Genomic DNA, 13,560 nt, shown 5'->3' with positions numbered 1-13,560 from the left:
CCCCAGATGCGAGTTCCCGAGAGCTGGCTGCGCAGCTTCGTTTCCCCCGACTGGACCTCCGAGCAGATCGCCGACCGGCTCACGATGGCCGGCCTCGAGGTCGAGGAAGCCTCCCCCGCCGCGCCGCCGTTCAGCGGCGTGGTGGTCGCCGAAGTCCGCAAGGTCGAGCGCCACCCGAACGCCGACAAGCTGTCGGTCTGCGAGGTCGACGCCGGCGAGGGCGCGCTGCGCACGATCGTCTGCGGCGCGCCGAACGTGGCCGCCGGCATGCGCGTGCCCTGTGCGGTGCCCGGCGCGGTGCTGCCCGGCGGCTTCGCGATCAAGCCGGTGAAGATGCGCGGCGTCGAGAGCGCGGGCATGCTCTGCTCGGCGCGCGAGCTGGGCCTGTCCGAGGACCACTCCGGCCTGCTGGCGCTCGCGCCCGACGCCCCGGTCGGCGCCGGCATCCGCGACTACCTGAAGCTCGACGACACGGTCTTCACGCTGAAGCTCACGCCTAACCTCGCGCACTGCATGAGCGTGTTCGGGGTGGCGCGCGAGCTCGCCGCGCTGTCCGGCGCCGAGCTGAAGATGCCGGCGCACGACGCGGTGGCGCCGGCGATCGCCGACAAGCTGCCGGTGAAGATCTCCGCGCCCGACCTGTGCGGCCGCTTCTCGGGCCGCGTGATCCGCGGCGTGAACGCGAAGGCGCCCACGCCAGACTGGATGCGGCTGCGGCTCGAGCGGGCAGGGCAGCGCAGCATCTCGGCGCTGGTCGACATCTCGAACTACGTGATGCTCGAGCTCGGCCGGCCCTCGCACGTGTTCGACCTCGACCGGATCCACGGCGGGCTCGACGTGCGCTGGGCGCGCAAGGGCGAGACGCTGAAGCTGCTGAACGGCCAGACCGTCGAGCTCGACGAGGACGTCGGCGTGATCGCCGACGCGAAGGAAGTCGAGAGCCTGGCCGGCATCATGGGCGGCGACGCCACCGCGGTGTCCGACGACACCCGCAACATCTACGTCGAGGCGGCGTTCTGGTGGCCGGCCGCGGTGGCCGGCCGCTCGCGCCGCTACAACTTCGCGACCGACGCCGGCGCGCGCTTCGAGCGCGGCGTCGACCCTGCCACCACCGTCGAACACATCGAGTACCTGACCCGGCTGATCGTCGAGATCTGCGGCGGCGAGGCCGGCCCGGTCGACGACCAGGTCACCGGGCTGCCGGCGCGCGAGCCGGTGTCGATGCGCACCGCGCGGGCCCGCAAGATCATCGGCGTCGACCTGGCCGACTCCACGCTGACCGACGCCTTCGAGCGCCTGGGCCTGCACGCGAAGCTGCAGGGCGACCGGATCGTGGTCACGCCGCCGTCCTGGCGCTTCGACCTGCAGATCGAGGAAGACCTGATCGAGGAAGTCGCCCGCGTCTGGGGCTACGACCGGCTGCCCCAGCGCCCGCCGCGCGCGCCGGCCGCGCTGATGGCCTGGCCGGAGGCACGGCGCACCGTGTCGCGCCTGAAGCGCGCGGTGGCCGCGCGCGACTACCAGGAAGTCATCAACTACAGCTTCGTGGACAGCCAGCTCGACCACAAGCTCGGCCTGGCGGCCGAGGGCCTGTCGGCCATCAAGCTCCTGAATCCGATCGCCGCGCAGATGGACCGGATGCGCACCACGTTGTGGGGCGGCCTGGTCGAGACGCTGCGCGCGAACCTGAACCGCAAGGCGAGCCGGGTGCGGCTGTTCGAGGTGGGCCGCGTGTTCTTCGCCGATCCGCGTGTCGCTGCCGGGCCCGCCCAGGTGCACGGCATCGCGCAGCCCCGGCGGCTGGGCCTGCTCGCGTGGGGGCCCGCGATCGACGAGCACTGGTCGGCCTCGCCGCGCGCGATCGACTTCTTCGACGTCAAGGGCGACCTCGAAGCGCTGGCCGGCGCCGCGCTCACCGTGCAGGCCGCCGCGCACCCGGCGCTGCATCCGGGCCGCAGCGCCCGCGTGCTGCTCGACGGCGAGCCTATCGGCTGGATCGGCGAGATGCACCCGGCCCTGCAGCAGGCGCTGGAGTTGCCGCAGCCGCCGGTCCTCGCCGAGGTCGAACTGGATCCGCTGCTCGCCGCGAAGGTGCCGAGCTACCGCGAAGTTTCGAAGTTTCCGCCGGTGATCCGCGACCTGGCGGTGGTGGTCTCGACCGATCTTCCGGCTGCCCGGGTGCTCGACGAGATCGGCGCGGCGATCGCCTCGGTGCCTGCCGCCGCGGTCGTGAAAAACGTCAGGATTTTCGACGAATATCGCGGTAAGGGATTGGAAAATAAGGAAAAAAGTCTTGCCTTCAGGTTGTGGATGCAAGATACTGCCCGGACGCTGAGCGACGCCGACGCGACCGAGGCGGTGCAGGGAATCGTCGGCTGGCTGGCCGACAGGATCGGGGCGCGACTGCGCGGCTGACGCCGTCGCGGACCGACCCGACAGGCCGATGCAGGCAGGACCCAGAGATCCCGTGTCGAACGAAGAATTGGCGAACCCGATGATCCCGATTGGCCAGCCCCTCGAGGGGCAAAGGCTGGAGCCCGCGAGCAGCGGCGCCGTGGCGGGCACCGCCGCCGAAGCCGGCGTTGCAGCGATCGCCGACGCCGGCGGCCCGTCCGCCGAGCAGTTCACGCTGACCAAGGCGGAGCTTGCCGAGATGCTGTTCGAGCGGGTCGGCCTGAACAAGCGCGAAGCCAAGGACATGGTCGAGACCTTCTTCGACGAGATCCGCGGCGCGCTCGAGCGCGGCGAATGCGTGAAGCTCTCGGGCTTCGGCAACTTCCAGCTGCGGGACAAGCCGCAGCGCCCGGGCCGGAATCCCAAGACCGGCGAGGAGATCCCGATCTCCGCGCGGCGCGTGGTCACCTTTCACGCGAGCCAGAAGCTGAAGGCGCAGATCGAGGGCGTCGAGGATTGAGCACCCGGCCCGATACGAAGGCGGTGCTGCCGCCGATTCCCGCCAAGCGCTACTTCACGATCGGCGAGGTCAGCGAGCTCTGCGGTGTCAAGCCGCACGTGCTGCGCTACTGGGAGCAGGAGTTCACCCAGCTCAAGCCGATGAAGCGCCGCGGCAACCGCCGCTACTACCAGCATCACGAGGTGCTGCTGGTGCGCCGCATCCGCGAGCTGCTCTACGAGCAGGGCTTCACGATCAGCGGCGCGCGCAACCGGCTGGGCGAGATGCAGGCGCGGGCGCGCGCGGGCAATGGGGTCAACGCAGCGGAGGGAGTCGAGGCGAGCGACGCAGCGCAAGCCGAGCTGCCGATCGGCGACGTTCCCGCCCCGCTCGAGCTCGACCTGGCCGCGCTGCGTGGCGATCTGGAACGAGCGATCGTGCTGCTCTCGGGCGAGGCCGGGGAGGCCCCGCGAACCTGATATACTTTGAAGCTTCGGGGCGTAGCGCAGCCTGGTAGCGCACTTGCATGGGGTGCAAGGGGTCGCGAGTTCGAATCCCGCCGCCCCGACCAAATCGAAGGGCCAGCTTCCGCAAGGGGCTGGCCCTTCGCCTTTTCCGGCCGCGTGCGCTTTCCCGCCACGACCCGGAAGAGCGCGAAGCGAACCGGACCGACGACCGTCAGCGCGGACGCCTCGACATCGGGATGACCTGCGGCGATCCGCCCACCTGGATGACGCCCAGTGCCTCGAATCCATGTCGTTCGTAGAGCGGCACATTGCGTGGATTGGACGACTCCAGGTATGCCTGCACTCCGTCGGCGTCGCATCGCTCCAGCGCATGACGCATGAGGGCCGACCCGAGACCGCGCCCCTGGCAGGCGGGGTCGACTCCGATGAGCGGCAGATACCAATGCGGGACTTCCGGGTGATATCGCCCCATCTGCTCGAAAACCGCCAGCAAGTCCTCGAGCGTCTGTCCCGCGACATGTTCCTGCATCAGGCTGCCCATTCGCTCTTCGTCGGGCTGGATGCCCGGGGGCAGCCACATCGCCGCGCCCATGCCGTCGTCTGCCAGGTAGGTTGCCCCGTGGGCGAGGCCGTTGCCGCCGAAGGCGTCGATGAACGCAGGCATCGCCGCCAGGTAACTGGCCGCGCTCGGCACGGCCCAGCGGGTCAGGGGATCGTTCACGAACGCCAGTGCGATGACGCTGATCGCGGCGCCGCGCTGCGACTCGTCCGCGCAGGTCACTTCGGCGATTCTCATGGCGGATGCCCCGTTTCGTCGAGCCTGTGCGAGGCGCCGGGGGCCGAGGATGGAAGCGGCGTCGCCGCCGCCTGTGCCCCCTCGACCAGCACGAGTGCCCTGGCAGTGCTGCTGGACAGGCGGATCGGCCTCATGCCCTGGTATGCCGGCCCGTTGTAGAAGTCCTCGGCTGCCTGCATCGAGGGAAACTCGAAGAGCACGAGTCGCGAGGGGCGCCAATCGCCCTCGAGCACCTTGTGCTCGCCGCCGCGCACCAGATACCGGCCGCCGGCCGCCTCGATCGCCGGCTTCACCGCGGCCATGAACTTGCCGTACTCGGCCGCGTCGTGAATCTCGACGTCGAAGATCAGGTAGGCCGCCATCTCGCTGCTCCCTTGTGTTCGGCTGTTCCGCCGCGCTTCACTGCACGATCACCGTGACCGTGTCGGTCTGCACCTTGGTGCCGGCGCGCTGGGTCACGACGATCAGGTTGTTGCCCGGGACCACGGGCACGAACATGGACCACTGCGGCGGATTGCTGCACCAGCAGAACCAGCTCAGGTTGTCGATGCGACCCGACGCTCCGGTGGTCTCGTTGCGCCAGGTCATCTCGTACGCGCCGAGGTACGCGCTCGACATGAACCCGAACTGGTCCCGACACTGCGAAACGCCGCAGGTCGTGCCCGGCGGCAGGAAACCGCTGCCCGACAGGTACCACCGGGACGCATCGTCGAGCCAGTTGGCGTACTGAGGGTCGGTGCTGCTCTGGATCTCGGCTCCGTCGATGCCGAGCACGTAGCCGGGATCGGAAACCTCTCTCTCGCCGCCCCCGCCGCCGCATCCTGCGAGCAGGGACATCGCCAGCAGCGCCAGGGCGCAGCGCCTTCCGCTCATGCCGAGCATCGAAGCCTCCCCGAGGCTGTGATCGTCCGACCTGCGTTGTCCGGTTCAGTATGTTCGCCGCTCGGCGCTTTGTCGATATATCGTTCCCGAATGGGAATCGCGCACGCTCGACATCGCCTCCCGGCCTGGGCAAGGCTGCCTGCCGGGTTCTGGCTCGCGCTCGCCGCGTTGCCGACGGCACAGGCGGCAGGCTCGCCCTCGCCACCGCCCCCGCGGCTGACCGGCCTCTGGGCCGTGCGCATCGTCCAGCCCGCCACCGGCTGCGACTGGGTCGGCGAGGTCCGCCTGGACGAGAAGGCCGCCGTGCTGACCGGCGAGGGCTCGGCGGCCGCCACGAAGGCCTCGCGCGACCCGCGCCGCTGCCCGCAGCTGAAGGGCGAGGTGAACGGCTCGGTGCGCGGCCAGATCGTCCGCTTCGGCTTCGCGACCGGGCGCCTCGGCAAGGCCGAGTTCGAGGGCCGGGTCGTGAAGCAAGGCAGGGAGATGCAGGGCAGCTGGAGCACGCGCTCGGCTGCCGGGCAGTGGGCCGCCGCGCGCTGACCAGGCTGCGCCGGGCTCGCGGTTCGGGCGGGCGTGCCGTCGGTCTCGATGCCGGCTGGCCCCGTATAATTGCGGATTGCCTTCCGCCCGTCCCACCATGTCCGCCTATCTGACGCTCCCGGGACAGCCGGCGCTGTCCGAGTTCCGTCTCTCGCGCCTTCTCGAACGCCTCCGCCAGATCGACGTCCGGGTCGCCGGCGTCGACGCGCGATACGTCCACTACGTCTGGGCCGACCGGCCGCTCACCGCCGACGAGCAGGCGCGCCTGGTGGCGCTGCTCGACGCGCCGTCCGACACGGCCGGCGGCTCGGTGGCCGCCGCGCCCTCGAAGGCCGGCGACGACACGCGCGCGCCACGGTTGTGGGTCGTGCCGCGCATCGGCACCGTGTCGCCCTGGGCCAGCAAGGCCACCGACATCGCTCACAACTGCGGCATGGCCCACGTGCACCGGATCGAGCGCGGGCTGGTCTACGCGATCTCGCCGCGCGGCGGCCTGCTGGCCGGCATCACCGGCAAGCGCGACTTCGATCGCACCGACCTCGAGGAGCTCGGCGCGGCGCTGCACGACCGGATGACCGAGTCGCTGCTGCTCGATGCGCCCGAGCCCGCCAAGCTGTTCGAGTCGCTGCCGGGCAAGCCGATGCAGCGCATCCCGGTGGGCAAGGACGGCCGCGCGGCCCTCGAGCGCGCCAACCGCGAGCTCGGCCTGGCGCTTTCCGACGACGAGATCGACTACCTGCTCGAAGCGTTCGGACAGGCCGGCCGCGACCCGAGCGACGTCGAGCTGATGATGTTCGCGCAGGCCAACTCCGAGCACTGCCGGCACAAGATCTTCAACGCGAGCTGGACCGTCGACGGCGCCGAGCAGGACACCTCGCTGTTCGGGATGATCCGCAGCACGCACGCGGCAAATCCGCGCGGCACGGTCGTCGCCTACTCGGACAACGCGGCCATCCTGGAAGGCGGGCCGGCCAGGCGCTTCCAGGCCCGCCCGGATGGCAGCTACGCCGGCGAGCAGCTGCTGATCCACAGCCTGCTGAAGGTCGAGACCCACAACCACCCGACCGCGATCGCGCCGTTCCCGGGCGCGGCCACCGGTTCGGGCGGCGAGATCCGCGACGAGGGCGCCACCGGCCGCGGCTCGCGCCCGAAGTTCGGGCTGACCGGCTTCACCGTCTCGAACCTGAACATCGAAGGCTTCGTGCAGCCCTGGGAGAACGCGGCCGACGTGACCGCGCCGCTCGCCGATCGCGACCCGGCCGCGCCCGAGAGCCAGAGGCCCTACGGCGCGCCGTCGCGCATCGCCACGCCGCTGCAGATCATGATCGAGGGTCCGATCGGCGGGGCGGCCTTCAACAACGAGTTCGGCCGGCCCAACCTGAACGGCTACTTCCGCACCTACGAGCAGAACGTGGCCGGGCTGGTGCGCGGCTACCACAAGCCGATCATGATCGCCGGCGGCGTCGGCAGCATCGACGCGCGGCACACCGCCAAGCACGGCCTGCCGGTCGGCACGCTGCTGATCCAGCTCGGCGGCCCCGGCATGCGAATCGGCCTGGGCGGGGGCGCGGCCTCCAGCATGGGCGCCGGCACCAACACTGCCGAGCTCGACTTCGACTCGGTCCAGCGCGGCAATCCCGAGATCCAGCGCCGCGCGCAGGAGGTGCTCGATCGCTGCCAGGCGCTCGGCGACGCGAACCCGATCCTGTCGATCCACGACGTCGGCGCCGGCGGCCTTTCGAACGCGTTTCCCGAGATCGTCCACGGCGCCGATCGCGCGGCGCGCTTCGACCTGGCCCGCGTGCCGGTCGAGGAGACCGGCATGTCGCCGGCCGAGATCTGGTGCAACGAGTCGCAGGAGCGCTACGTGCTCGCGATCGCGCCGGAGTCGCTGCCGGCCTTCCACGCGATGTGCGAGCGCGAGCGCTGCCCCTACGCGGTGGTCGGCACGGTCTCCGACGATCGCCAGCTGGTCGTCGAGAAGTCCGACGGCGGCGGCGATGCGGTGGGCCATCCGGTCGACATGCCGATCGACGTGCTGCTCGGCAAGCCGCCGCGCATGCACCGCACCGGCAAGCGCCGCGCGCGCGCGCTGCCGCCGGTCGACGCGGTCGGCTTCCAGCTGGCCGACGTCGCCGAAAGGGTGCTGCGCTTGCCGGCCGTGGCTTCCAAGGCCTTCCTGATCACGATCGGCGACCGCACCGTCGGCGGCATGAGCTCGCGCGACCAGATGGTCGGCCCCTGGCAGGTGCCGGTGGCCGACTGCGCGGTCGGCCTGGTCGACTTCGAGTCGTATCGCGGCGAGGCGCTGGCCATGGGCGAGCGCACGCCGCTGGCGGTCATCGACCCGGCGACCGCCTCCCGGATGGCGGTGGCCGAGGCGATCACCAACATCGCCGCCGCGCCGATCGAATCCATCGACGCGATCAAGCTGTCGGCGAACTGGATGGCCGCCTGCGGCGACCCGGCCGAGGACGCCGACCTGTTCGACGCGGTGAACGCCTGCGCGTCGCTGTGCCGCGAGCTGGGCGTCGCGATCCCGGTCGGCAAGGACTCCCTGTCGATGCGCACCGTGTGGGAGGAGGGCGCCGAGCGCCGCGAGGTCCGCGCCCCGACCTCGCTGATCGTGTCGGCCTTCGCGCCGGTCACCGACGCGCGCAGGGTGCTCACGCCGCAGCTGCAGGCTTCCACCGACACGGTACTGATCCTGGTCGACCTGGGCGAAGGCCGGCAGCGCCTCGGCGGTTCGGCCTTCGCGCAGGTGACCGGCCAGATCGGCGGCGAGGCGCCCGACCTGGCCGAGCCGGCGCAACTCGCGCGCTTCTTCGCGGCGATCCAGCAGCTGAACGCCGACGGCAAGCTGCTCGCCTATCACGACCGCTCCGACGGCGGCCTGTTCGCGACCGTCTGCGAGATGGCGTTCGCCGGGCGCTGCGGCGTCGCGGTGAACCTCGACCTGCTGACCATCGACCCGCACTCGGCCGACTGGGGCGACTACAAGATCCGCCCCGAGCAGGTGTCGGTGCAGCGCGACGAGCTCACGCTGAAGGCGCTGTTCAACGAAGAGCTCGGCGCGGTGGTCCAGGTCCGCGCCGCCGACCGCGACGCGGTGATGGGCAAGTTGCGCGAGCTGGGCCTGTCGGCCCATTCGCACACGATCGGCAAGCCGCAGGACAAGGACGAGATCGCGTTCTACCGGGACGGCCGCTGCGTGTGGAGCGCCCCGCGCGCGCAACTGCAGCGCACCTGGACCGAGACCAGCTACAGGATCGCCGCGCTGCGCGACAACGCCGATTGCGCGCAGGAGGAATTCGACCGGCTGCTGCGCGACGATGACCCGGGCCTGCACCTGAAGCTCTCCTTCGATCCCTCCGAGGACGTGACCGCGCCCTTCGTGGGCAAGGGGGCGCGGCCGCGTGTGGCGGTCCTGCGCGAGCAGGGCGTGAACAGCCACGTCGAGATGGCGGCCGCCTTCGACCGCGCCGGCTTCGAGGCCTTCGACGTGCACATGACCGACCTGATCGAGGGCCGGCACGACCTCGCCTCGTTCCGCGGGCTGGTGGCCTGCGGCGGCTTCTCATACGGCGACGTGCTCGGGGCCGGCAGCGGCTGGGCGCGCTCGATCCTGTTCAACGCGAAGCTGGCCGAGGCCTTCGCGCGCTTCTTCGGGCGCGGCGACACCTTCAGCCTGGGGGTGTGCAACGGCTGCCAGATGATGTCGCAGCTGAAGGGCATCATCCCGGGCGCCGAGCATTGGCCGGCCTTCCTGCGCAACCGCTCCGAGCAGTACGAGGCGCGGCTGTCGCTGGTCGAGGTGCTCGAGTCTCCGTCGGTGCTGCTGGCCGGCATGGCCGGCAGCCGTATCCCGATCGCGGTGGCGCACGGCGAGGGCCGCGCGGCCTTCGCTAGCGAGGCCGGCGCGAAGGCCGCGATCGCTGCGATGCGCTTCGTGGACAACGACGGCGCGCCGGCCGCGACCTATCCGGCCAATCCGAACGGCTCGCCGGGCGGCCTGACCGCCTTCACCACCGCCGACGGCCGGGCCACGATCCTGATGCCGCACCCCGAGCGCGTGTTCCGCACGATCCAGATGAGCTGGCGCGACCCCGCCCAGGGCGAGGACTCGCCGTGGATGCGGATGTTCCGCAACGCGCGCGTCTGGGTCGGCTGAGCAAGGGCGCGGCCCGAGGGCGCCACGACGAACACCTGGGCCGGCCGAGCGCCGGCCCGAAACGCAACGGAACCAGATGCTTTCCACCTCCAACGTCACGATGCAGTTCGGGGCAAAGCCCCTTTTCGAGAACATCACCGTCCGATTCGGCGAGGGCAACCGCTACGGCCTGATCGGCGCCAACGGCTCGGGCAAGTCCACGCTGATGCAGATCCTCGGCGGCGACCTGGAGCCCACCGGCGGCCACGTGATGCTCGACCCGGGCGTGCGCCTGGGCAAGCTGCGCCAGGACCAGTTCGCGTTCGAGGAGCACCGCGTGCTCGACGTGGTGATGATGGGCCACGTCGAGATGTGGGCCGCGATGAGCGAGCGCGACGCGATCTACGCGAACCCCGAGGCCACCGAAGACGACTACATGAAGGCCGCCGAGCTCGAGGCGAAGTTCGCCGAGTACGACGGCTACACCGCCGAGGCGCGGGCCGGCGAGCTGCTGCTCGGCGTTGGCATCCCGGTCGAGCAGCACCAGGGGCCGATGAGCGCGATCGCGCCGGGCTGGAAGCTGCGCGTGCTGCTCGCGCAGGCGCTGTTCTCGAACCCCGACGTGCTGCTGCTCGACGAGCCGACCAACAACCTGGACATCGACACGATCCGCTGGCTCGAGAACGTGCTGAACGATCGCGACTCGACGATGATCGTGATCTCGCACGACCGGCACTTCCTGAACGCGATCTGCACGCACATGGCCGACCTGGACTACGGCGAGCTGCGGATCTACCCGGGCAACTACGACGACTACATGCTGGCCTCGGCCCAGGCGCGCCAGCGCCAGATGGCGGCCAACGCCCGCGCCAAGGAACGGATCGCCGACCTGCAGGAGTTCGTGCAGCGTTTCGCGGCCAACAAGGCCAAGGCCCGCCAGGCCACCTCGCGCCAGAAGCTGATCGCCAAGATCAAGTCCGAGGCGGTCGAGGTCAAGCCCTCGTCGCGCCAGAACCCGTACATCCGCTTCGAGCAGGCGAAGAAGCTGCACCGGCTCGCGGTCGAGGCCGAGAAGCTCGAACACCGCTACGACCCGGACGGCCCGCTGGTCATCGACGACTTCTCGGTCACGATCGAGGCCGGCGAGAAGGTCGCGATCGTCGGCGCCAACGGCGCCGGCAAGACTACCCTGCTGCGCGCGCTGCTCGCCAACCACCCGGGCGGCCTGATCACCTCGGGCGGCAGCGCCAAGTGGGCCGAGAACGCCGACATCGGCTACATGGCGCAGGACGTGTACCCGGACTTCGAGTCCGAGGACACGCTGACCGAGTGGATCGGCCGCTACACGCAGGCGGGCGACGACGACCAGGCGGTGCGCAGCATCCTGGGCCGGCTGCTGTTCTCGGGCGACGACGTGATCAAGCAGGTCAAGGTGCTGTCCGGCGGCGAGAAGCACCGGATGAGCTTCGGCCGGCTGATGCTGGGACGGCACAACGTGCTGATGATGGACGAGCCGACCAACCACCTCGACATGGAGTCGATCGAGTCGCTGCAGCTCGCGCTCGAGAAGTTCGAGGGCACGCTGTTCATCGTCTCGCACGACCGTCAGTTCATCGACGCGCTGGCCACCCGCGTGCTGGTCGTCCACGGCAACGGCAAGATCACCGACTGGCGCGGCGGCTACGAGGAGTACCTCGACTCGATCGGGGTGCAATAGGCCGCGCATGGCGAGGATCCTGGTCGTCGAGGACGACCCCGTGATCGGGGGCAACGTCTGCGACTACCTGCAGGGCAGGGGGCACCGGTGCGACTGGGCGCCGGACGGCTTCGTCGCGATGGCGCTCGCCGCGCGCGAAGCGCCCGAGGCGGTGGTGCTCGACCTGAACCTGCCGCGCGTCGACGGCCTGACCTGGTGCCGGCGCTTCCGCGAGGAGCTCGGCAGCGACGCGCCGGTCATCATGCTGACCGCGCGCGACGAGCTCGAAGACAAGCTCGCCGGCTTCGACGCCGGGGCCGACGACTACCTGGTCAAGCCCTTCCAGCTGCCCGAGCTGGCGGTGCGGCTCGATGCGCTGCTGCGCCGGGCGCAGGGGCGGCCTTCCTCGGAGAACCTGCGTGCCGGACGGATCCTGGTGGACCGGGCCGGCCGCCGCGTGGTGGTGGACGGCGTGCAGGTGCGCCTGCCGCCGAAGCCCTTCAGGCTGATCGAGCTGCTCGCCGAGCGGCCCGACAAGACCTTCGGCCGGGAGGAGCTGGAGCAGGCGATCTGGGGGGAGGAGCGGGAGCAGGGCGACGCGCTGCGCACGCTGGTGGCGGCCACGCGCAGGGCCTTCGCGCAGGCGGGCTGCGACTTCGACCCGATCACGACGATGCACGGCCATGGCTACCGGCTCGCGGCCGACTGACGCGGCGCCCGGTCCCGCCGCGACGCGCGAGGGCGGTGCGGCCGCGACGCGACGGCCGCCGTCGCTGCGCCGTCGGCTCGGCACCGCCTTCGCCGGCCTGGCGCTGCTGATCGCGCTCGCCCAAGCGAGCTTCGTGTGGATCATCGGCTATCACGCGGAAGAACAGCTGATCGACCGGATCCTGGCCGAGCAGCTCGACCGCAGCATCGCGCTGTACCGACAGCAGCCGGCGCTCGCGGCGCCGAATACGCCCGACATGAGCCTCTACGTGCTGCCCGACGGCGACGCGTCCGCCGAAGCCGTGCTGCCGGCGTGGCTGCGCGCCTTGCCACGGCGGGCGGGCACGTACGAGCTTCATCCCGGCGAGGGGCTCGAGTACCACGTGGCGATCGCCCGCGACCGCGACGCCTGGTTCCTCCTGGCCTACGACGCGGCCGAGCACGAGGCCCGCCAGCACGACGAGCTCGCCGCGCTGGCCCTGTCGGTGCTGGCGATCGGCGTGCTGGCCTTGCTGCTGAGCGGCCGGATGGCCGGCAAGCTCACCCGCGACCTGCAAGGCCTGTCCGAGGCGGTGAGCGAGCCGGGCAGCCACGCCGGCGCCCGGGCGCGGCTCGGCGCGATCGCGGCGCACGCCGAGACGGCGATGCTGGCCGACGCGCTCGATGCCTATCGGGACGGCCTGCGCGAGGCCCTCGAGCGCGAGCGCGCGTTCACCGCGGCGGCCAATCACGAGTTGCGCACGCCGCTGATGCGGGCCGGATCCTCGCTCGACCTGCTGCGGACCGGAGCGCTCGACGCGCGGCAGCGCCGGCTCGTCGACAACGTGCAGGCCAGCCTCGACGAGATGACGATGCTCACGGCTGCGCTGTTGCGCGTGGCCCGGGGCCAGAGCGCCGAGGCCGCGACCGACACCGACGTCGGCCAGCTGCTCGCCGAGGTCGTCGCGCAGCTGGCGGCGGAAGCGCAGGCCCGCGGGATCGCGCTGTCCGCCGACCCCGCGGCGGCGCCCCGCCTGCGGCTGGACCGCAGCGCGCTGTGGATCGTGCTCGCGAACCTGGTCCGCAACGCGATCCGTCACAGCGGCGGCACGCGGGTCAGGGTCGGCTGGCGGGAAGGCGAAGTCTTCGTCGAGGACGACGGCGTCGGGATCGACCGGGAAGCCTTCACCCCGCAAAGGCCGCGGGCCGCCGAGGCGCACGGCCTCGGGCTGGGGCTCGCGATCGTCGAGCGCATCTGCGACGCCGCCGGCTGGCGCCTCGCGATCGAGCCCCGGCCCGGCGGCGGAACCCTCGCCCGGGTGCGGGTCGCGGGCGGCTGATCCGCGCGCGAGGCCGGGCAACCCCGCCTCACGATTTCCTCACGAAACCGCCGCGCGAAGCTCATCGCGCCGCAGGCATCCTCCGGGCTTCGACTCCCGTCCGGATCCG

At 71.1% G+C, this 13,560-nt stretch carries 11 protein-coding genes and 1 tRNA gene; 9 read left to right on the top strand and 3 right to left on the bottom strand.

The genetic code is table 11. The annotated features are described in order from the left end of the window. Positions 1–6 precede the first annotated feature (6 nt). The 4 genes from pheT (at position 7) to M6I34_RS02315 (ending at position 3,464) form a co-directional block, all read left to right on the top strand. A complete protein-coding gene (gene pheT, locus M6I34_RS02330; RefSeq protein WP_272484109.1) occupies positions 7–2,415 on the top strand; it encodes a phenylalanine--tRNA ligase subunit beta in 2,409 nt (802 codons plus the stop codon). 79 nt (positions 2,416–2,494) lie between these two features. Next, entirely contained in the window at positions 2,495–2,914 is a 420-nt protein-coding gene (locus M6I34_RS02325; RefSeq protein ID WP_272484108.1) for an integration host factor subunit alpha, read from the top strand. Next, entirely contained in the window at positions 2,911–3,372 is a 462-nt protein-coding gene (locus M6I34_RS02320; protein WP_272484107.1) for a MerR family transcriptional regulator, read from the top strand. The genes M6I34_RS02325 and M6I34_RS02320 overlap by 4 nt, the downstream gene beginning before the upstream one ends. Positions 3,373–3,387: 15 nt before the next feature. Beyond that, positions 3,388–3,464: transfer RNA gene (locus tag M6I34_RS02315), tRNA-Pro, on the top strand. A 107-nt stretch (positions 3,465–3,571) separates the two neighbouring features. Here M6I34_RS02315 and M6I34_RS02310 read toward each other — a convergent pair. From M6I34_RS02310 to M6I34_RS02300, 3 genes are read right to left on the bottom strand one after another with little or no spacing between them, the layout of a single operon-like run. Further along, positions 3,572–4,156 (bottom strand): GNAT family N-acetyltransferase, encoded by a 585-nt coding sequence (locus tag M6I34_RS02310; RefSeq protein WP_272484106.1) that lies wholly within the window; start codon positions 4,154–4,156, stop codon positions 3,572–3,574. Further along, a complete protein-coding gene (locus M6I34_RS02305; RefSeq protein ID WP_272484105.1) occupies positions 4,153–4,518 on the bottom strand; it encodes a DUF1330 domain-containing protein in 366 nt (121 codons plus the stop codon). The genes M6I34_RS02310 and M6I34_RS02305 overlap by 4 nt, the downstream gene beginning before the upstream one ends. 37 nt (positions 4,519–4,555) lie before the next feature. Then, the gene (locus M6I34_RS02300; RefSeq protein WP_272484104.1) at positions 4,556–5,029 is read right to left on the bottom strand and encodes a hypothetical protein; all 474 of its coding nucleotides are present in this window, start codon (positions 5,027–5,029) and stop codon (positions 4,556–4,558) included. 99 nt (positions 5,030–5,128) lie between these two features. Between M6I34_RS02300 and M6I34_RS02295 the strand changes: the two genes are divergently transcribed. The 5 genes from M6I34_RS02295 to M6I34_RS02275 all read left to right on the top strand — a co-directional run bounded on the left by M6I34_RS02295 (position 5,129) and on the right by M6I34_RS02275 (position 13,451). After that, a complete protein-coding gene (locus tag M6I34_RS02295; RefSeq protein WP_272484103.1) occupies positions 5,129–5,578 on the top strand; it encodes a hypothetical protein in 450 nt (149 codons plus the stop codon). Positions 5,579–5,675: 97 nt separating this feature from the next. After that, positions 5,676–9,749, top strand: a complete 4,074-nt coding sequence (gene purL, locus M6I34_RS02290; RefSeq protein WP_272484102.1) for a phosphoribosylformylglycinamidine synthase — start codon at positions 5,676–5,678, stop codon at positions 9,747–9,749. Positions 9,750–9,825: 76 nt separating this feature from the next. Then, positions 9,826–11,445 (top strand): ABC-F family ATPase, encoded by a 1,620-nt coding sequence (locus tag M6I34_RS02285; RefSeq protein WP_272484101.1) that lies wholly within the window; start codon positions 9,826–9,828, stop codon positions 11,443–11,445. Positions 11,446–11,452: 7 nt separating this feature from the next. Then, positions 11,453–12,133, top strand: coding sequence for a response regulator transcription factor (locus M6I34_RS02280; protein ID WP_272484100.1), 681 nt, complete (start codon positions 11,453–11,455; stop codon positions 12,131–12,133). Continuing rightward, entirely contained in the window at positions 12,108–13,451 is a 1,344-nt protein-coding gene (locus tag M6I34_RS02275) for a sensor histidine kinase (protein ID WP_272484099.1), read from the top strand. The genes M6I34_RS02280 and M6I34_RS02275 overlap by 26 nt, the downstream gene beginning before the upstream one ends. The last annotated feature ends 109 nt before the right edge of the window (positions 13,452–13,560 follow it).

The sequence above is a fragment of the Zeimonas sediminis genome (genome assembly GCF_023721795.1).
GTDB lineage: Bacteria > Pseudomonadota > Gammaproteobacteria > Burkholderiales > Burkholderiaceae_E > Zeimonas > Zeimonas sediminis.
The sequence above is the reverse complement of the archived record's forward strand: the minus strand, read 5'-3'. Positions and strand labels throughout refer to the sequence as shown.